15 protein-coding genes are annotated in these 19117 nt (G+C 72.4%); 5 read left to right on the top strand and 10 right to left on the bottom strand.

Going from position 1 to position 19117, the window contains the following annotated elements; translation table 11 throughout:
• The first annotated feature begins 60 nt into the window (after positions 1–60).
• The 3 genes from ACGFK0_RS04755 to ACGFK0_RS04765 are packed head-to-tail and all read left to right on the top strand — an operon-like array spanning position 61 to position 2827.
• Positions 61–1080: a sulfotransferase gene (locus tag ACGFK0_RS04755; RefSeq protein ID WP_392900160.1), complete on the top strand. Its 1020-nt coding sequence runs from the start codon at positions 61–63 to the stop codon at positions 1078–1080.
• Positions 1077–2015, top strand: a complete 939-nt coding sequence (locus ACGFK0_RS04760) for a glycosyltransferase family 2 protein (RefSeq protein WP_392900163.1) — start codon at positions 1077–1079, stop codon at positions 2013–2015. Before ACGFK0_RS04755 ends, ACGFK0_RS04760 begins: the two co-directional genes overlap by 4 nt.
• Complete coding sequence (locus tag ACGFK0_RS04765) at positions 2012–2827, top strand: WecB/TagA/CpsF family glycosyltransferase (protein ID WP_392900165.1); 816 nt, start codon at positions 2012–2014, stop codon at positions 2825–2827. Before ACGFK0_RS04760 ends, ACGFK0_RS04765 begins: the two co-directional genes overlap by 4 nt.
• A 30-nt stretch (positions 2828–2857) precedes the next feature.
• Here the strand turns inward: ACGFK0_RS04765 and ACGFK0_RS04770 are convergent, their stop codons facing one another.
• The 5 genes from ACGFK0_RS04770 to ACGFK0_RS04790 are packed head-to-tail and all read right to left on the bottom strand — an operon-like array spanning position 2858 to position 9986.
• Positions 2858–4429, bottom strand: a complete 1572-nt coding sequence (locus ACGFK0_RS04770; RefSeq protein ID WP_392900168.1) for an oligosaccharide flippase family protein — start codon at positions 4427–4429, stop codon at positions 2858–2860.
• Entirely contained in the window at positions 4426–5301 is an 876-nt protein-coding gene (locus tag ACGFK0_RS04775; protein ID WP_392900171.1) for a sulfotransferase domain-containing protein, read from the bottom strand. Before ACGFK0_RS04775 ends, ACGFK0_RS04770 begins: the two co-directional genes overlap by 4 nt.
• A complete protein-coding gene (locus ACGFK0_RS04780; protein WP_392900174.1) occupies positions 5294–6499 on the bottom strand; it encodes a hypothetical protein in 1206 nt (401 codons plus the stop codon). Before ACGFK0_RS04780 ends, ACGFK0_RS04775 begins: the two co-directional genes overlap by 8 nt.
• Complete coding sequence (locus ACGFK0_RS04785; RefSeq protein ID WP_392900177.1) at positions 6462–8024, bottom strand: O-antigen ligase family protein; 1563 nt, start codon at positions 8022–8024, stop codon at positions 6462–6464. The genes ACGFK0_RS04780 and ACGFK0_RS04785 overlap by 38 nt, the downstream gene beginning before the upstream one ends.
• A 30-nt stretch (positions 8025–8054) precedes the next feature.
• Positions 8055–9986 carry a Wzz/FepE/Etk N-terminal domain-containing protein gene (locus ACGFK0_RS04790; protein WP_392900180.1) on the bottom strand — a complete coding sequence of 644 codons (1932 nt, stop codon included), beginning with the start codon at positions 9984–9986 and terminating at the stop codon, positions 8055–8057.
• A 509-nt stretch (positions 9987–10495) separates the two neighbouring features.
• On the opposite strand from ACGFK0_RS04790, the gene ACGFK0_RS04795 reads away from it, so the two are divergent.
• Together ACGFK0_RS04795 and ACGFK0_RS04800 are read left to right on the top strand one after the other, a co-directional pair.
• Positions 10496–12373 carry a hypothetical protein gene (locus ACGFK0_RS04795; protein ID WP_392900183.1) on the top strand — a complete coding sequence of 626 codons (1878 nt, stop codon included), beginning with the start codon at positions 10496–10498 and terminating at the stop codon, positions 12371–12373.
• Between the two features lie 89 nt (positions 12374–12462).
• Positions 12463–13509, top strand: a complete 1047-nt coding sequence (locus tag ACGFK0_RS04800; protein WP_392900185.1) for a hypothetical protein — start codon at positions 12463–12465, stop codon at positions 13507–13509.
• Here ACGFK0_RS04800 and ACGFK0_RS04805 read toward each other — a convergent pair.
• The 5 genes from ACGFK0_RS04805 to ACGFK0_RS04825 form a co-directional block, all read right to left on the bottom strand.
• Positions 13487–14326, bottom strand: coding sequence for a phosphatase PAP2 family protein (locus ACGFK0_RS04805; protein WP_392900188.1), 840 nt, complete (start codon positions 14324–14326; stop codon positions 13487–13489). The genes ACGFK0_RS04800 and ACGFK0_RS04805 overlap by 23 nt on opposite strands.
• The gene (locus tag ACGFK0_RS04810; protein ID WP_392900191.1) at positions 14326–15237 is read right to left on the bottom strand and encodes a hypothetical protein; all 912 of its coding nucleotides are present in this window, start codon (positions 15235–15237) and stop codon (positions 14326–14328) included. Before ACGFK0_RS04810 ends, ACGFK0_RS04805 begins: the two co-directional genes overlap by 1 nt.
• A gap of 125 nt (positions 15238–15362) precedes the next feature.
• Positions 15363–16292: a sulfite exporter TauE/SafE family protein gene (locus ACGFK0_RS04815; RefSeq protein ID WP_392900194.1), complete on the bottom strand. Its 930-nt coding sequence runs from the start codon at positions 16290–16292 to the stop codon at positions 15363–15365.
• A gap of 150 nt (positions 16293–16442) precedes the next feature.
• Positions 16443–17924: an adenylyl-sulfate kinase gene (gene cysC, locus ACGFK0_RS04820; RefSeq protein ID WP_392900197.1), complete on the bottom strand. Its 1482-nt coding sequence runs from the start codon at positions 17922–17924 to the stop codon at positions 16443–16445.
• Between the two features lie 118 nt (positions 17925–18042).
• Positions 18043–18984: a class I SAM-dependent methyltransferase gene (locus ACGFK0_RS04825; protein WP_392900200.1), complete on the bottom strand. Its 942-nt coding sequence runs from the start codon at positions 18982–18984 to the stop codon at positions 18043–18045.
• Positions 18985–19117: the final 133 nt, after the last annotated feature.

The raw sequence follows: 19117 nt of genomic DNA on the forward strand, positions 1-19117 counted from the left end.
ACAGTGGTCTCCCGACCACCCCCGGACCACCATCCCCCGAATGCCCGCGAGGTCCAGCCGATGACGCCTGTCCCCCACCGGAGAGCGGACGAGTCCGCTGAGCGTGCGGCCGGGCCCGCGGACGGGACGGCGCCGCCCCGCGTCCTGTTCCTCGGCGGACTGGGCCGCAGCGGCACAACACTGGTCGAGCGCCTGCTCGGTGAACTGCCCGGTGCGATGGCGCTCGGCGAGGTCATCCATCTGTGGGAGCGCGGTGTCCATGAGGGGGAGCGCTGCGGCTGCGGCGTCCCGTTCGGCGAGTGCCCGGTCTGGCGGCGAGTCGGGGAGGCGGCGTTCGGCGGCTGGGACGCGGTGGACCTCGACAGGTTCGCCGAACTGCGCGCCGCGGTGGACCGCACCCGCCACATCCCGATGCTCGCCCGCGACCGGCTCCCGGCCGACCGGGCGCCGCAAGTCGTCGAGTACGTCGAGCACTACCTGCGCCTGTACCGCGCCGTCGCCGCGGAGGCCGGCGCCACGGTCCTGATCGACTCCAGCAAGCAGGCGTCGCTCGCATTCTGCCTGCGCTGGGCGGCCCGCGTCGGCCGCCTCGACCTGCGGGTGCTGCACGTCGTGCGCGACAGCCGCGGCGTGGCCTACTCGTGGACACGCCAGGTGCGGCGCCCGGAGGCCGACGCGGGCGGCGACGAGCACATGACGCAGTGGTCGCCCCCCCGCACCGCCGTCCACTGGAACGCCGAGAACGGCGCCTACCAGCTCCTCGCCCGGCGCGGCGTGCGGGTGCGGCGGATGCGCTACGAGGACTTCGTCGCCGATCCGCGTGCCCGGCTCCGCGACATCGCCCGGTTCGCGGGGCTCCCCGCCGACGGCGCCGCGCTGGCCTTCGTCGGCGACGGCCGCGCGGAGCTGACGGTCAACCACACGGCGTCGGGCAACCCGATGCGCTTCCGCACCGGACGCATCGACGTCCGGTCCGACGACCGGTGGCGGACCGCGCTGCCGGCCGCCGACCAGCGCAGGGTCACCGCCATGACCTTGCCGCTGCTGCGCCACTACAGCTATCTAGGAGGCGACGTATGACGGAGGAGCCGGGTGGACACCCGTCCGTCGGCGTGGTGATCCCCACGCACGACCGTCCGGAACTGCTGCGGGCGGCGCTGGACGCCGTCCTGGCCCAGGACTATCCGGGCGGGCTGCGGGTCGCGGTCGTGTTCGACCGCGCCGCGCCCGACCCGTCGCTCGCGGACGTGCCCGGCGCGGACGGCCGCGTGACCGTCCTCGCCAACGACCGCACGCCGGGCCTGGCGGGGGCGCGCAACACCGGCATCCTCGCGCTGGACACCGAGCTGGTGGCGTTCTGCGATGACGATGACCGGTGGCTGCCGGAGAAGCTGACCGCGCAGACGGCCGCGCTCGCGGCGCGGCCGGACGCGGTGCTGGCGAGCTGCGGCATCCTCGTGGAGTTCCGCGGCGGCGACAACGCGAGGCTCGCGGGCGCCGCGGAGGTGACCCACGCCGACCTCGTGCGGTCCCGGATGGTGATGGTCCACTCCTCCACGTACCTGGTGCGCCGCGCGGCGCTGACCGGGCGGGACGGGATCGGGCTGGTGGACGAGACCATCCCGGCGAGCCAGAACGAGGACTGGGACCTCGCGCTGCGGGCCGCCCGTCGGCACCCGATCGTGAACGTCGACCGCCCGCTGGTGCGGGTGCTGTGGGGGCGGACGTCGCTGTTCGCCGGCGAGTACGACACCAAGATCGACGGGCTGCGGTGGATGCTGCGGCGGCACCCGGAGCTGGCCGGGGACCCGGTCGGGGCGGCCCGCGTCTACGGCCAGATCGCATTCTGGAACGCGGGCCTCGGCCGCCGTCGGGAGGCGCTGAGCTGGTCGCGGCGGGCTCTGCGCGCCAACTGGCGGGAGCGGCGCGTGCCGTTCGCGCTGGCGGTCGCCTCCGGGCTCGTTTCCGACGAACGGGTGCTGCGGACCCTGCACGCGCGGGGGCACGGCATATGACGGGCGAGATCGCGGCCGGTCCCGCGGCGCAGGCCGCGGCCCCTGGTGGCACGCCGCGCGTCGTGCTGCGCGGTGTGCCGTTCGATGCGCTGACCGAGGCGCAGGTGGTCGAGCACGTCGCCGCCAGCCTCGCGCGCGGCGCGGGCGGCCACCTGGTGACGCCGAACATCGACATCGTGCGGCACGCCCGGCGGGACGGTGAGGGGCGGTCGCTCGTCACCGGCGCCGCTCTCGTCGTCGCCGACGGGACGCCGATCCTGTGGGGTGCGCGGCTCGCCGGCCGGCCGCTGCCCGCCCGTGTCACCGGGGCGTCCCTCATCTGGACGCTGAGCGAGGCGATGGCACGCGACGGCCGGTCGGTCTACCTGCTCGGCGGGGGCGCGCCCGGCGTTCCCGAACGCGCCGGCGCCGTGCTCGCCGAGCGGTATCCGGGGCTGCGCGTCGCGGGGGCGTCCGCGCCGCCGATGGGGTTCGACCGCGACGAGCGCGAGGTCGCCGCGATCGCCGCCGATCTCGCGGCCCGCAAGCCCGACCTGGTGTTCGTCGGCCTCGGGTTCCCCCGCCAGGACCGGCTCATCGCCGCGCTGCGGCCCGAGCTGCCCGGCGCGTGGTTCGTGGGGTGCGGCGCGGCGATCCCGTTCGCGGCGGGCGAGCTGGAGCGCGCCCCGGAGTGGATGCAGCGGACGGGCCTGGAGTGGCTGCACCGTCTGGCGGGCGAGCCCCGCCGCCTGTTCAGCCGCTACATCCTCCACGACCTTCCGTTCGCGGCGCGGTTTCTCACCGGATGCGCGCTGGACCGGTACCGCCGCTAGGCCCGCGGCCGGGGTGTGAGCGCCGGCCGGTCAGCGCCGCGGCTGGCCGCGGCGCAGGATCGAGCGCGCCGCCTCGTCCAGGTGCAGCGGGCGGCGCAGCAGGTAGCAGCCCGCGACGTACCCGGCGGCACCGACTGCGGCGGCCGCCAGCTCGGACAGCCCGTGGCCCGCCGCCAGCCGCGCGAGCAGCGGCACCGCGCCGAAGCAGACGCCGGTCAGCGCCGCCGCCGCCAGTGAGCCCCGGCTGAACGGGTGCAGGCCCAGCTTCAGCCGCAGCTGCAGCAGCGGGATGACGTTGCGGGTCAGCAGCGCGGCGGCGCTGCCGAGCGCCGCCCCCATGATCCCGATGTGCGGGATGAGCAGCACACTGACGCAGACGTTCACGCCGAGCGCGAGCACGATGTTCCCGAGGTTCCAGGTGGTCTTGCCCGCCATCATCAGGACGACCTCGACCATGCCCGTGCCTGCGCGGAGCACCATCGCGGCCGCCAGCACCACGATCACCGAAGCACCGCTGTGGTAGCCGTTCCCGAACATCCGCAGCAGCTGCTCGGCGAACAGCGCCGAAAGCAGGAACAGCGGCCAGTTCGTCAGGATCAGCCAGCTCGTGGCGGTCTGGTAGAGGGTGTTGGCCGAGCGCCGGTCATCGTGCGCGAGCACCTCCGACAGGTGCGGCTGGACCGCCTGCGAGATGGCCCGGTTGGCGAGCTGCCCGACGACGCGCAGCCGGGACGCCGCGGTGTAGATCGCCGCGTCGCGCGCGCCGAGCATCGACGCGACCAGCAGGATGTCCATGCGCTGCAGCAGGATCTGGGTGATGGCCGCGAGGCCGCGCGGTAGTGCGTAGCGCCAGAACCGGCGGCCGAGGTCGGGCGGGATATCCGGGGCGGCGTCGCCTTCCGGTGCGGTGCGGCGGACCAGCGCGAGCATCGCCAGCACGGCCAGCACGGCGGCGGGCACGTACGGCCCGACCCATGCGACGGCGACGAGCCCGGATGCCCCGGCGACCGCCACCGCGCCGACCGCGGCGAGCTGCGTCACCGGGCGGCCGATGTTCTCCACCAGCACCGACGGCCGCATGCGCCGGAACCCCTGAGTCGCCGCCAGCGCCCCGCCCGACAGGTTCATCACCGGTAGGAACACCGCCAGCACGCGCAGGTAGGTCGCGCCGTCCCCAGGGTCGCCGCGGACCATCGCATCGGCCACCCACGGCGCCGCCGTGAAGAGCGCGATGCCGAGCACCGCGGAGAACAGCACCATCGGCCGCAGCGCCAGCCGGACGAGCGGACCGATCCGCTCGAAGCGGCCGCGCGAGCGGAACCGGGCGATGAAGTAAACCAGGCTCGTCTGGGTACCGAGTTCGGAGATCGCGCCGAACAGCAGGAACACGGAGGTCGCGACGAAGAAGACGCCGGCCTCGTCCTGGGAGAACGCGTTGGTGATGACGGCGACGACGGCGAGCTGGGTCAGCGCCGAGATCGCCGCGCCCACGATGCTCAGGGCGCCGCCGCGGGCGAGGGCGCCGACGTCGGACCCCATCGATCCCGAGCCGGCGCCGCCTCTCGCCGCGGGCTCGGCCGCGCCGGTCGCGGGTGCGCTCATCGGCGCCAGGACGGGGTGCGGCCGAGCCACTCCGCGAGCCGCTCGTCGTACGGGCGGAAGTACTCGTCGAGGCGCTCGTTCAGCGCGTCCGGGAGCGGCGAGCGGCTGCGCGCGTTGTGCCGCTCGAACACCGGAGAGCCGAGAGGCGGGACGTCCAGGAAGTCCAGGATGCCCTTGTACACGGGCTCAGGCTCGGTGAAGAACTCGTGGCTGTCCACGACGAGGAGGCGGTCGCGGCCCACGAGCCCCTCCAGCCGTTCGATCTGCTCGACGTAGCGTCCCCGCGCGAGGTAGGCGTTGTGCTGGTAGGCGCGGCTCGTCGCGGACGGGTCGGCCGCGAGGCGCTCGGCCTCGCCCGCCAGCCGCTGCTCCTCCAGCTCCACCGCCCGCTCGAACGGCTCGGTCTCGAAGCCGCGCCCCATCTCGTGGGAGTGCGCCGAGTACGCCCGCTCCACCGGGTCGCGCACCAGCATCAGCAGCTTCACGCCGGGCAGGTCGGCGGCGATCCGCGCGCCCGCCAGCGGGTGGAACCCGTAGTACGGCGACGACTCGAACGCCAGCGGTTCCACTCCATACCGGTGTTCGACGCGCGCGGCCGTCGCGCGCAGCGGGAAGTGCGCCTGGTACCAGGCGAGCCCGTTGCCGTAGCCGGTGTCGAAGTAGTGGACGCCCTTGTGCCACAGGGCCTTGAGCAGCGCCGGGTGCTGGCTGAGCGTCCGGTACATCGACGTCGTGCCGCAGCGCTGCCCGCCGACGATGAGGAACCCGGGCAGGATGCGGGCACGGTGGGTGGCCTTGCCCGCGGTGACGGCGGCGGCCTGGGCCAGCCGCTTGTGCCTGGGGGGACGCGCCGCCTGGTGCTTGTCAGCCATTCGTTTCCTTCGTTTCTTGCGCGCCCTCGGCGAGGGCGGGGAGGAGCCACGCGCCGACGTCGCCGAGGCGGGCGCCCGCCTCGGCCTGCCGGTCGGCGAGGTAGCGTGCGGCGAGTTCGGCGAGGTACAGCCGCGCGACGAGCCGGGCGTGCGCGGCCTCGGCGGCGAACGGGGCCAGCGCGCCGGCCGCGCCGCGCACGCAGTCGGCCGCCGCCCGCGCCGGGTCGGCCGCCGGGTCGGAGACCGCCCGCTGGAGGAGGTGGTGCAGCGCGTCGAAACCCACGGGGACGCCGGTGGCGAACCGCTCCCAGTCCCACACCAGCAGGCCGCCGTCCGAGCCGCCGGTGTTCCACGGCGTGAAGTCGCCGTGCCACGAACCGAAGACGATCTCGGCGTCGCCGTGCCGTTCGCCGATCGCCGCGAGTGCCGCGCGCAGCCGGTCCGCCGCCCCGCCCGGTAGCGCGGCGGCGCGGTCGCGAAGCGCCGCCCAGTAGGGGGAGGCCGCCAGTCGGAGCCGCCGTGTCCCGGCCGCCGCGGCGATCTCCCGCAGCGCATCGGCCAGCAGCTGCGATGTGACGGGACGGCCCGGCTCCCACGTCGGCAGCGGGGTCAGCGCCAGTACGTCCAGGCCTCGCCACGAACCGTGGTGCAGCACCTCCGGCGCGCGCACCACGGCACCCGCCGTCCGCGGCAGCCGCGCCAGCGCCGCCGCCTCGGCCCGCACGAGCCGCCCCGTGAGCTCGTCCACCCCCACCTTGACGAAGGCGATCGGCGGTCCGTCCGATCCGGGGGACAGCGCCTGCAGGACAGGCTTGTCGTTGGCGCGGCCGGCGGGCCGCGCGTACAGCGCGGCGCACACCGGACGCCCGAGGGCCGCGGTCAGGTACGTCTCCACGGTCTCGGCCCCGTCCGGGACTTCCACGCGCACGCCTCGGCGCAGCACCGCGTGCCCGAGCCCGCCGCGCAGCGACCAGATCAGCCCGGCCGTCACCAGCCGCGCGGCGCGCGATTCGACCCGGCCGTAGGCGCGCAGCGCCGCGACGGCGGCCGCCCGGTCGGCGGGCAGCAGGATCCTGGGCCGACGGGCGCCGGGTGCGAGGAGGCGGTCACCGGAGCCGAAGGTGACGCGTGCGGGTTCGGGCCAGAGCAGCCGGGTCGTTTCACTCAGCGCCGTCAGCCGGTCCGCCGTGTCGCTCACGCTGTCCCTCCCGAATCCTGATGGCCGCGCCGTTCATCCGCGCGGCCTGACGTGTCTTCGTCTCCAGCAGCCGGCGTCTGCGGGCGGCGGCACGCGTCCTACCGCGTGCCCGCAGGGCGCGCTCGGCGACCGGTTCGAGGCGCGGCGGGCTCAGGTCCATGCCGTTGCGCCACATGACCGCAAAGGACAGCAGGTAGAGGGGCATAGGGGTGTAGAGCCCGTCGTAGATCGTCATGTAGAAGAGCACGAGCAGCATCGTCAGGACGCCGCCCGTCGCGATCGGGGAGGTATCCCGCCAGTACCGCCGCATCGCGTTCAGGAAGAACAGGATGTACAGGCCCGCCCCCACGAAACCCTGCGAGATCAGCAGCAGCCACAGCTGGCCGTCGGAGCCGAGCGGAGGGTGCTTGCACTCCGGGCACGCCTCCGTTTTGCCGGTGACGACCGTCTTGTCGCTCCCGACGGCGTACCGAGTGTTGCCGTAGCCGATGATGGGGGAGGTGAGCGTCGCCTCGATCGTCTTGGCGCGCGTGTAGGCGCGGATGCCGTTGCTCTGCGGGTTGTCGAGTCTGGTCTCGACCTGGGCGTACAGCGGCGACATCGCGAACAGGGCGCCGCCGAGCACCAGCCCGGTGGCCGCCACGCCGAGCGCCATGACCCGGCCGCGCAGCGCCAGCCGGACGAGGACGTAGACGATGCTGATCCCGATCCCGACCCACAGGCCGCGGTTCAGCCCGTAGACCACCGGGACCAAGGAGAGCGCGAGGATCGCCGCGCCCAGCATCCGGCGCTTGCGCGAGGCGTACACCCACCAGCCGAGGACGAACCAGATCAGCAGGATCGAGTAGTTGTTCCCCCAGGTGTTGGCCCACTCGAAGGGGGCTTCGGGGCGGATCGCCTTGACCGAGCCGACCCAGGTGATCTGCGCCGCGGTGGGATCGATGATGTTCTGCACGAACGGGTTGCCGCTTATCCGCCCGGGCAGCAGCATCCCGAGCAGCGGCGGGACCTGGAAGTCCGGGTACACGACGCCGAGCAGCCCGCCGAGCGTGGTGGTGACGAACAGTGCCCCGAGCATCCGCAGGAGCGCGAGCCGCGGCAGCTCCCGCTCGCTGAGGTTCCCGACATACAGCACGATGACCGCGGACGCGAGGTAGATGGCCAGCCGCACCACGACCGAGACGATCCGACCGAAATCGAGATCGCCGTATGCGCCCGCCGGGTTCTCGTCCAGCATGGTGAGGCTGACCAGGTACCAGACCAGGAACAGCACCCATAGCCCGAAGCCGGGCGGGAGCCGCAGCGGGCGGCGGTTGAGCAGGATGAGCGCCATCGGCACCGCGCAGATGACAAAGCTGAACACGCCGAGGCCGACGATCCACCAGATGGGGAAGCCGACGAGCAGCGCGATCAGCGGCCACGTCGTGTGCGGCAGGTCGCGCAGGCGTGCCGGGAGCGGTTCGTCGGCCCGTGACGGGGGGACGGGACCGCTCAGCGCGCGGCTCGTGGAGGAAAGGGAGGGCAACGGCATCGACTCGGATCGCGGCGGAACGGTTCAGGGACGGTCGGATTGGTCTTCCGGGTCGGAGTGCAAACCGTAGCGGGGTATCACCGACGTCGTGTCCGGCTCATCGCCATTGGTCTTTGTGTGGTGCTCGGTGTCCGAGTCAGTGGTGGACTTGGCGGGCCCGCCCGGCCGTGCGGCGCGGCGGCTCGTCCTACCCGCACCGGTGTTGGCGCGGTGGCCCGTGTTCCGGCCCGTCTCCCGGCCGGCGCCGGAACCCGGGGCGGAGCCCGTCTCCCGGTTCGTGCCGGGCTCCGCGTCGAAGTCGAGCACCGGTGGGGTGACCGGTTTGAGATCGACGATGGTGCGGTCCGCAGGTCCGGTTCCGAAGGCCTCGAGGTCCACGCCGCCGGACTTGGCCGAGCCGGCCGCCGCGCCAGGGGCCTTCCCGGGCCGCGCGGCGCGGCGCGGCTGCGGGTGGGCGGTGTCGGAGTGCGGCTGGGCCGGGACGACGAGCATGCCGAGCACCGTGACGCTCATCCTGTCGAGCGCGCGCACCGACTCCTCGACGTCCTTGCGCCTGACCTGGGGGACCTCCACGACGACCAGCGCGGTGTCGGCGGCCTCGGCGATGGCCTGCGCGTCGGCGCTGGCGCTGGTCGACGGTGCGTCGATCACGACGTAGTCGGTGTTGGAGCGGAGCTGGTCCACGATATGGACCATCTGCCGCGTCTGAAGCTGCTCGTAGGCGAGGTCGGTGTCGATGCCGGGCGGGACGACCCACAGCCGCTTCTGCACGGGCGAGCGGACCATCGCCTCGCGGAGCGGGCGCGCCCCGAGCAGGACCTCGGCGAGCCCAGGGCTCGCCGGGGCCTCCGTCAGCCGCGCCGACTCCCGGGAGTGCAGGTCGGCGCAGACGAGCACCACGCGGGACTGGGTGCGGGCGAGCGCCGCGGCCAGGTTCGCGGCCGACAGGCCCGCGCCGGGCCCGTCGGTGGCGCTCGTCACCAGGATCACGTGGTTGCCGTGCCCGAGGACGGCATTGAGCTGGTGGCTCAGCTCGTGCACTTCCTGCCCGTTGCGGCTGCGGGCGGGCAGCAGCCCGAGCCGGTCGCCCTTGCCGGCCGGGTGGAGCTCCAGCAGAACGGGCATGTCGAGCATCCGCTCCACGTCCGCCGCTCTGCGCAGGCGGGTGTCAAGGCGGTCGCGGGTGGCGGCGACGCCGAACCCGGCCAGTAGCCCCGCCATGAGGCCGCCGGTGAGGAACAGCGGCACGTTCGGGCCGCTGGGCTGCGTGGGTGTGGAGGCGTTGCTGATGATGCGGCCGGGGTTGATGGTCGTGGTGCTGAGGGAGTTCACGCGGCCGGTCAGCGCAGTGATCTGGCGGCTGATGACCTGCTGCTGGCTGCGGGCGTAGGTGCGGTTGGCGCCGCTGTACTGCGGGATCCGGTCCAGCAGGATCTTGTTCTTGTTGCTGAGATCCTCGATCTTCTTGCTGATGATGTTGATCTGGTCCGTCAGGTTCGCCTGCGCGGACGCCGTGCGCTGGTTCAGGTACGCCTGCGCGAAGAGGTTCGCGCCGTTCGCGGCGCCACGGGGGTTGTCGTCGGTGTAAGCGATGGTCAGGACGCCCGAGTTCGGGGGGACTGAGACCGTGACGTGCGACAGCAGGTGGTTCTCGGTGTCGTCGTACTTGAGCAGGCGCTTGGCCTCTTTGGCGACCTCGAGCGACTTGGCGACCTGGGCCTCGGTGTCGAGGTTGACGTCCGTCTTGCTCTTGGACGCCGCGGGGGCGGAGTCGTCGAACCCGGTGGGCGCCACGAGGACTTGGGCCTCGGCGGTGTAGGTTTTGGCCACCGTGAACGTGTACGCGGCGACGCCGGCGAAGATGAGCGAGGCGCAGCACACGATGATCCCCCAACGCCGCCGTATCAACCCCGTGTAGTCGACGAACTCTTTGGCGGGTGCTGGACTAGACGACACTTCAGTCCCTTCGCGGTCACCGCCCCCGACGCCGCGCGGACCGCCGGGCTGCCAGAGCTGGCGGCCGGAAGTCGCCGGGTGAGATGGGGGCGTGGCGTCGCGGTCACTATAGCGAGCGACGACGTGATTCAGACAATCTCCGTGCCGGTGGGCATCAGTGGTGGAACCGGTGCACGGGGACCGGAGACCGTCGCGCCGTGCCGTTCGCGTACGGGGTGCGGCCTGGTGGTCGAGCCGACCCACCGCTATGCTACCGCAGGCTCCCCCCATAAGTATCAGTCGGGTAACTCTCGTCCCATGACGCCGTACCCCGCGACACGATGGGCGCATTGGTCAATACTTCTGATTTCTGAGGATTCCCCGCCGAGGAGGCATAAGTGTCGCGTCTGCGTCGTGATACGGCGGTCGTGGCGACGGTATTGGCTGGGATCGGTCTAGTGACCATCCCGCAGTTCGCCGGAGACCACCAGGTCGCGGCAGTTGCCAGTGCCGCGCAAACCGCCGGGAAGATGCCCAGTGAGATTCCCTACGGCGGAACCCCGAACATCGAGCCGAACCAGGGCGGCTGGGCCGGCGTGGTCTATGCGATGGCCAAGGTCGGCGACAAGATCATCGTCGGCGGGAAGTTCAAGTCGGTCAAGCAGGGCACGACGACATACCCCGTGACGAACCTGCTGGCGATCGACGTGCGGAACAAGCACCTCGACACCAGCTTCCGGCCGCAGCTCGACGGCGTGGTCGAGGCGCTCGAGCCCGCGCCGGACGGCAAGTCGGTGTTCGTCGGCGGCAAGTTCAACACGGTCAACGGCAATGCCAGGCCCAAGCTCGCCCGGATCGACGTGAGCACCGGCCAGGAGGTCGCCAACGGCACCTGGAGGACGCCGGGGGTCCGCCACGGCGCCGTCTACGACATCGAGCTGGCGCACGGGCGCCTCTACATCGCCGGGCAGTTCACCAAGATCGCGGGCATCAAGCGCAAGGGTTTCGCGGCGCTCAGCCCGACGACGGGCGGGTTGTCGACCAAGTACGGCACCGTCCCGTTCACCGGTGTGCACAACGGCGGCATCACGCGCGTCCGGCGGATCGCCGCCACCCCGGACGGCGAGAAGATGTACGCGATCGGGAACTTCCGCACGGCCGGCGGTGAGGAGCGGCGGCAGTTCGCCCGGCTCAACCTCGGCGACTCCTCCGACTCGCTCGACACGACCTGGAAGACCAGCGGGTTCGCCACCACGTGCAACACCGTCTTCAACAGCTACGTGCGCGACATGGCGATGTCGCCGGACGGCAAGTTCGTCGTGGTCGGCACGACCGGCGGCCCGTACGGCACGTCCCAGCTCTGCGACAGCGTCACCCGCTGGGACAACGACACCACCGGCTCGGACGTGCGGCCGGCATGGGTGAACTGGACGGGCGGCGACACGATCGACTCGGTCACCGTCTCCGCATCGGCCGTGTTCGCCGGGGGGCACCCCCGCTGGTCCAACAACCCCTACGGCAGGGACAGCGCCGGTCCCGGCGCGGTGACCCGGCCCGGCCTGGCCGCCCTCGACCCGCGCAACGGCGTCCCGCTCTCCTGGAACCCGGGCCGCGACCCCCGCGGCGACGGCGCGTGGTCGCTGCTGGTGACCTCCGAGGGCCTGTGGGTGGGCAGCGACACCAACTACTTCCTGCCGCCGTCGTCGCACAAGTTCCGCGGGAAGATCGGCTTCTTCCCGTTCGAGGGCGGGAAGACACTGCCCGCGGACGCGACCGGGCAGCTCCCGGGCAAGGTCTACGTCGCCGCGCCGGGGACGCTCGTGCAGCGCAACGAGCTCCTCTCGCGCACGTTCGACGGCACGACGGCCGGCGACGCGGTCACCGAGTCGGTCTCGGGCGGCATGGACTGGTCGGACGTGCGGGGCACGATGCTGATCGACGGCGCCCTCTGGTACGCCAAGTCCGACGGCAAGCTGTACAAGCGCACGTTCGATGGCACGTCCGTCGGCGCCGAGCAGCTCGCCAACCCCTACGCCGACGCGGAATGGGATGCCGATGAGCCGCGCTGGAAGGGCAACGAGCCGCAGTTCTACAGCTCGACGTCGGGTGGCCGGACGCTCGGGATGTTCTTCGACAACGGCCGGATGTACTACACCAGGTCCGGGAGTTCGGCGCTGTACTACCGCTACTTCACACCGGAAAGCGGAGTCCTCGGCGCCATTGAGTACACCGCGGCGTCCTCTGGCTGGACAAATGTCCGAGGGATGTTTGTTTCTGGTGATAAGCTTTACTACGTCGCCAGCGACGGCAAGCTGAACACGGTGAAGTTCGTCGACGGCGCCCCGAGCGGAAGTTCCACCGTGATCAGTACAGCAGACTGGCGGGGCGGCGGTCTTTTCGTCGGCTGACCTGAGCGCGGCAGTGATCCAGGGCCGGGCGTCCCCCGAATACGGGGGACGCCTGGCCTTCGCGTTCGACGGGGGGAGTCTGTTTTCTGATGGCCATGACAAGGATGGGGCGTTGGGCGCTCGGCGCGGGTGCGGGCGCGGTCGTCCTGGCCGCGGGCGTCGGGATCGGTGTCTCCATCGGCGGTGACTCCGCCGAAGATCCCGGCTGCGCGGTCTCCGACCGGCTGGTCCCCGAGTGCGGCCGGTGGTGGGGCGTCGCGCCGGGCGTCTTCATGAACAAGTCGACGGAGAAGGCCCTCGCCGACTTCGAGGACAAGACCCGCCACCCCGCCGACGCCGTGCACCTGTACCATCGGGACGGGGAGATCTTCCCGACCGACCGCGAGATCGCGATGGCGCGCGAGGGCGGCCGCCGCCGGCTGCTGTTCCTCAACTGGAAGCCCGAGATGGGGAGGACCTGGGCGCAGGTCGCCGCCGGAGACCCGGTGGTCGACGAGCACATCGACGACATCGCCCGCCGCATCCGCGCCGCCCATCCGCACCGGTTCTTCCTCGCCGTCCACCATGAGCCCGAGGAGGAGGTCCGGCCGTCGCGCGGGTCGGGGTACACCGCCGGCGACTACCGCGCCATGGTCCGGCACGTGATCAAGCGGCTGCGGGCCGGAGGCGCGGACAACGCGGTGACCGTGATGGCCTACATGGGGGTCCCTAACTGGGGGTCGCAGCCCTGGTTCAACGACCTCTATCCGGGCGACGACGTGATCGACTGGGTGGCCGCCGACCTGTACGCGGACAAGTGGGTGAGCGATTTTGCGACATTGGTCAACAAGACGCGCCCGGATTATCCGAAATGGCCGGGATTTTATACGTGGGCGTCGGTGCGATTCCCGACGAAGCCGCTCATGCTCGCCGAGTGGGGCACTGTGAACCGCAAGAACGATCCCGATTTCAGCCGGCGCTTCTTCGCGTCCGTCCCGCGCCAGCTTCCCGACTATCCGCGGCTGAAGGGTCTCCTGTATTTCGAGTCGCCGAAGACGCCCGTGGGGGACACGAGGTGGAACACCACGGGCGCCTCGGCGCATGCATTTCGGCAGGTCGCCAAAATGCCGGACTTCAATCGTCTGACGCCGCCCTGACCGGCTCGCGCTCGCCGTGCCCGGACGGCTCCCGGTCCGCGTTCTCGGCGAGCAGCGACCGGCCTGCGAACATGGCCACGGCCAGCAGCGCGTAGCCGTAGATCCAGCCGCCGTACACGTCGGTGATCCAGTGCATGCTGAGGTACCAGCGCGTGTACCCCTCCAGGAACGCGAAGGCGGCGAGCATGCCCCACACGAGGGCGCGCACCCGCGGACCCGCCCGCAGGTAGCACAGCGTCATCAGCACGATCGTGCCGTAGATCGAGATCAGCCGGGCGCATCCGCCCGACGGGTAGGTCCCCAACGTCGTCGGCGGATGGCCGCGGTCGACCAGTGCGCCGAGCGCGGTCTGCTGGAAGCGCTCCACCAGGATGACCGTGCCGATCAGCAGCATCGGCACCCACGGGCGGCGGCGCGTCCGGATGGCGACGAGCGTGAGGACGAGCGCCCCGGCCAACCCGACGTACCGGGTCGGCCACACGTTCCCCGACTGGGTGATGACCTCCATCGCGTCCGTCCACGCGCCGGACCGGGCGGTGCGCTGCGCGAGGTTGAACATCGGGACGTCATGAGCCGAGAGGAGCCGCTGGCACAGCTCGCCGAGAAGCAGGGATGCCGCGGTCACCAGGAACGCGCCCGCGCCGAGGAAGGCGACGAAGGAGCCGATCGGGCCGAGGGTTTCGTCGAGCTGCGTACGGGCGTCGCGCAGCCGCACGGCCGCTGCCGTCTGGGTGCCCCACGGACGGCTCGCCCAGGCGTACCCGATGACGAACGCCAGGACCACGCCCAGGGCGCATAAGGCGATGAGCGCGGCCATCAGACGGTCGGCGGAAGGTCGTCGCCAGTAGTGGGACCACCGGAGGCGGGGCCGGCGGGTCGCGGGGCGTCCGGGGGCACGGTGCCCGGTGCGGGCGGCGCCTGCGCGGCGGCATCGGGGCCACCCGTGCCGTCCCGGCCCGGCGTGCCGGGGGGGCCGCCCGGTTGGCCGGCGCCGGGCGCGGGCCCGCCCGCCGCGGCCGCGGCCGGCCGCCGCCTGCGGCGGAGCAGGAACACCGCGCCGCCGGCGGCCGCGGCCACGGCCGCCGTGCCGCCGGCGATCAGGCCGACCGGGGCGCCGCCCTCCTCGCCGATCGGCCCCGACGCGCTGCCGGGCTTGTCCGTGACCTCCTCGCCGAGCTCGGGCATGGGCGTGGCCATGGGGCTCTCCGTCCCGATGTCCGGCCCCGGGCCGGGCTTGCCGGGCTTCGCGCCGCCCGCGTTGCGTGCGAACAGCGAGAGTTCGTTGATCAGGCTCCCGCCGCCGTTCTTCTTCGCGCCCGCCCACGCCTTCGCGGTCGTGCGCGGCGGGACGCTCCACGAGTAGGCCCGCAGCTTCCCGCCGACCACGACGGCGTAGGTGCCCTTGCGCTTGACCTCATCGTGGATGTCCACGATCAGCCGGTTGTAGGCGGTGGCCCGGTCGGGGATCGTCCCGGCTGGGAAGATCGCGATGTACACCGGGAGGTCGGCGCTCTCCAATGGGCTGCGCAGCTTGTCGAGCTGGACGTCACTGAGGTCCTGGACGCCGGGGGCGATGTAGAGCCCGCCGTTCTCGGCGAGGCTCACGACCACGTCCTCGAGATCGATGCCGCTAGGCGCCGCGGCGACGGCGCCGGGGGCGCCCAGCGGCGTAAGTAGAGCCGCCGCCGCAATCGCGATCGCGACGCGGCGGACCGGCAGGGCTTGCACGGACGGCCTCCTGATGGGGATGAACAGCGCTGATGGGGCGATTCTACGGATTTGCCGTCCGTGCGATCGCCGATTCGTGCCATTGCCCGGCCGGACGGGCGCCCGCGATCGGAAATCGACCGCCCTCAGCGGACGGCGGGTGATTGCGATCGCGGCGGCCCGGTGGGTCCGGTGGCCGGGGCGGGGGTGCGGCGTCGCAGGTAGAGCCGGGCGGCGACCGTGGCGGTGACCAGGGCGAGGAGGGTCCATCCCATTGGGACGGCGCCCATGCCGAACATCTTCAGCGAGGACGCGACCAGGACCAGGATCAGGAAGCGGCGGATGAGGGTGCTCGGGGCGCGTGCGGAGATCTTCGAGCCGAGGTAGACGCCGGGGATGGAGCCGGCGAGCAGGGCGGTGGTGACCTCCATCCGGAAGTCGCCGAAGAGCAGGTGGCCGATGGCGGCCGCGAAGACCAGCGGGACGGCCTGGAGGAGGTCGGTGCCGACGAGTTGGTTGGCCTTGAGCGCCGGGTAGAGGGCGAGCAGCGCGACGATGATCAGGGAGCCGGAGCCGACCGAGGTGATGCCGACGACGAGCCCGCCGACCAGGCCGACCAGCAGGGTCGGCAGTGGGCGGACCTCGATCTCGGGGGCCTCCCCCTTCTCGTCGGGGGCTTCGCCCCGCCGCCGGTGGGACATGTAGGCGCGCAGCACGAGCCCGCCCGCCGCGACCATCAGCGCGACGCCCATCGCGATGCTGATGACGTCCTCGACCGAGCCGCCGCGGCCCAGGGCCTTGGCGAGCAGGACGCCGGAGAACGCGGCGGGCACGGACCCGGCGCAGAGCCAGCCGACCAGCCGCATGTCGATGGTGCCCTGGCGGTAGTGCACCGCGCTGCCGACGGGCTTCATGACCGCGGCGGCCACCAGGTCGCTGGACACGGCTGCAAGCGGGCTGACGCCGAAGAACGTCACGAGCATCGGCGTCATCAGGGCGCCGCCGCCCATACCGGTCAGCCCGACGATGATGGCGACGAGGAACGAGCCCAGCGCCATCGCCCAATCGAAGTCCATCGGCATGACCTACCAGATATGTAGGAAAACTCGCGTATACCCTAAAGCACCTGACCCGGGTGTCGTAACCCGGGCTCGGAGGTGCAAACGGGACGGGTCGGACGATCTGCGTCCGATGGGGCGGCCGGGGCGGCCGGGGCGGCCGGGGCGCTAGGCGGGCCGCACCCAGCCGCCCTCCACCAGCAGATCGAGGACCTTGCCGACCGCCTCGTCCGGTGCCAGCCGCGAGGTGTCCAGGGTCAGGTCGGCGTCCTCGGGCTCCTCGTAGGGGTCGGAGATGCCGGTGAACTCCGGGATCAGGCCCGCGCGCGCCTTGGCGTACAGGCCCTTGCGGTCCCGGCGCTCGCACTCCTCCAGCGGCGTCGCGACGTGCACGAGGATGAAGTCGCCCACGGCGGACACCATCCGGCGCACCTCCGCGCGGGTCGCCGCGTACGGCGCGATCGGTGCGCAGATCGCGGTGCCCCCGTGCCGGGTGATCTCCGCGGCGACGAAACCGATCCGCCGGATGTTGAGGTCCCGGTCGTCGCGGGAGAAGGTCAGGCCCGCCGACAGCATCCGCCGCACGACGTCGCCGTCCAGCAGCGTGACCGTCCGGCCGCCGCGCTCGATCAGGGCGTCGGCCAGGCCGCGCGCGACCGTGGACTTCCCGGAGCCGGACAGGCCGGTGAAGAACACCGTGATGCCGCGGGAGAGCTTGGGGGGACGCGCCAGCGCCAGTTCGGCCGCGACGGCGGGCGGGGTGAACCAGTCGGGGACGGGTTCACCGGCGTCCAGCAGCTCGCCGAGCCGCCCGGGCGTCAGCTCCGCCTGGACGTGGTCGGGCTCGATCCGCGCGACCGGCCGCCAGACCTCCACGTCGGCGTCGTAGGCCCACGGCTCGGGTACCGCGACCGGGATCGCGGTGCCCTCGATCTCGCGGTCGGCGAGCAGGTGGGTGGCGCCGTACGCGGCCGCGATGTGCGCGTGCAGGAGCACGTCGCGCTCGTCCTGGACGTCCGCGCCGCCGCGGGCCGGGAGCGGAACGGGGATGATCCGGGCGCCGTCCGGCAGTTCCCTGCGGACGCCCAGCAGGGCCCGGACGAGGGACTCGTCGTGCTCGCCGCTCAGCATCGGCAGGACGAGGACCTCCGCGTCGAGCCGCTCGGCGACCTGCCGGAGCTGCCCGAGCTGCTTGCGGTGCAGGAAGCCGCGGGTGGCCACTCCGAGGACCGTGCCCTCGCGGGGGGTGAGTTCGTCGGGGCGGCGGCGCAGGCTGTGGAACGGCCCGTGGGCGGGGGCGCGGAGGGCCTCCAGCGGCCCGGCGAGCCGCCATGCCTGGCTCGTCGGGTCCTGCCACACCTCGGCCACCCGCAGGACGGCGAGCGGCACGCCCTCCGGGTCCTGCAGGACGACCCGCTCGTGCTCGGTCAGCTCCTTCGGGACCGACAGGGTGACCGGGACCGGCCACGGGGTGCCGTCGGCCAGCCGGCCGCCGGCGATCACCATGGCGGCGTCGAACGAGCCGAGGAAGCCGGTCAGCGGGCGGTACACACCGGCCAGAATCAGCTCCAGGTCGGCGAGCTCCACCGGATCCGGTGTCCAGACGGGCAGGTCGCGCAGCGTGTCGGAAAGGCCGGCTTCGGCGGTCACCGCGATCTCCGATCCCGCCCGGCGCGGAGGCCGGGCTGGTCCGTGTGCATGGGGGTCTCCGCAGGGAAAATACTGCGCCGGCCTGGGAGTACGCACCTTCCCCCGCGCGTGCGGGGGCTCAGATGACCCGGGCGAAACGGTTCTCGGGTTTGCGGATGACGAACGTGACCTCGCTGTGGTCTGCGGTGAGGCGTCCCCGGCTGAGCGCCGACACCAGGCGGCACAGCAGCTCGGCGGGGCCGGTTCCGGCCCCGAGCGCGTCGATGGCCTGCCGGGACGTGTACTCCTCGGAGATCACCAGCCCGCGCATCACGCAGTACCACTGGATGCCCGAGCGGGACGCGACGCGGTCGTAGGTCGCCGGGGGCGGGCTCGTCCGGACCGCCGGCCGGGTCACGGGCCGTGCGGGGGTCTCGGTGCCCGCGATCTCGGCGTGCCCGGCACCGCGCTCGGCGCCCCCTCTGGACATGCCGTTCCCGGAAGCGCCCTTCCCGGGTGCGCCGTCTCCGGACGCGCTGCCCCCGCTCCCGGGTACGCCGTCCCCGGTCGTGTACGCGATGCGGGCGTGGGCGCCGCGCGGGCCCCGTCCGGGACGGGTGCGCCGCCGGCGGCGGCCGGAGACGTGCAGCCACCGCGGGAGCGCCCGGTCCAGGAAGCCGAACGCGGTGTTGCGGTCGCGCAGGTGCACCAGCAGCAGCCCGCCGGGTTTCAGCGCGGCGACGAACCGGTCGAGCACCAGCTCGGCGTGCGGAATGCGCTCGATCAGGTGAGAGGCGTGCACGATGTCGTAGGCGCGCGGCGGCAGCGGGACGGTGCGCAGGTCGCCGAGGTGCCAGGCGTCCAGGTCGGGCCGCTCGCAGGTGTAGGCGCGGAGGTCGGGGACGTCCATGTCGACCCCCGTGACGTGGTGTTCGCGGTCGCCGAGGTCCAGGCTCGTCCCCCAGCCGCAGCCCGCCTCCAGGATGTGGATCCGCTGCAGGGGCTTCTCTAGGGCGTACTGGCGAGCGCGTTCTGAGAAGAGATCGCCGTCGTTGACCGGCGGCGTACGCAGTTCGGTCACAGTTTCGCAGCGTAATCGCCTGACTGCGCTCCGTCTGCTATTTGCCTATCCTTGGTAACGCCCGTGTCGCCCTGCGTGCACCCCCTTGCTCTGCACGGTCGCCTGACCATACGCGCCCACGGGCGCGTACCCT

The sequence above is a fragment of the Spirillospora sp. NPDC048823 genome (assembly GCF_043198445.1).
GTDB lineage: Bacteria > Actinomycetota > Actinomycetes > Streptosporangiales > Streptosporangiaceae > Spirillospora.

Coding starts and splice junctions, on each gene's coding strand:
- ACGFK0_RS04755 (WP_392900160.1), top strand. CDS start 61: ATGACGCCTGTCCCCCACCGGAGAGCGGACGAGTCCGCTGAGCGTGCG.
- ACGFK0_RS04760 (WP_392900163.1), top strand. CDS start 1,077: ATGACGGAGGAGCCGGGTGGACACCCGTCCGTCGGCGTGGTGATCCCC.
- ACGFK0_RS04765 (WP_392900165.1), top strand. CDS start 2,012: ATGACGGGCGAGATCGCGGCCGGTCCCGCGGCGCAGGCCGCGGCCCCT.
- ACGFK0_RS04770 (WP_392900168.1), bottom strand. CDS start 4,429: ATGAGCGCACCCGCGACCGGCGCGGCCGAGCCCGCGGCGAGAGGCGGC.
- ACGFK0_RS04775 (WP_392900171.1), bottom strand. CDS start 5,301: ATGGCTGACAAGCACCAGGCGGCGCGTCCCCCCAGGCACAAGCGGCTG.
- ACGFK0_RS04795 (WP_392900183.1), top strand. CDS start 10,496: ATGCCCAGTGAGATTCCCTACGGCGGAACCCCGAACATCGAGCCGAAC.
- ACGFK0_RS04800 (WP_392900185.1), top strand. CDS start 12,463: ATGGCCATGACAAGGATGGGGCGTTGGGCGCTCGGCGCGGGTGCGGGC.
- ACGFK0_RS04805 (WP_392900188.1), bottom strand. CDS start 14,326: ATGGCCGCGCTCATCGCCTTATGCGCCCTGGGCGTGGTCCTGGCGTTC.
- ACGFK0_RS04815 (WP_392900194.1), bottom strand. CDS start 16,292: ATGGACTTCGATTGGGCGATGGCGCTGGGCTCGTTCCTCGTCGCCATC.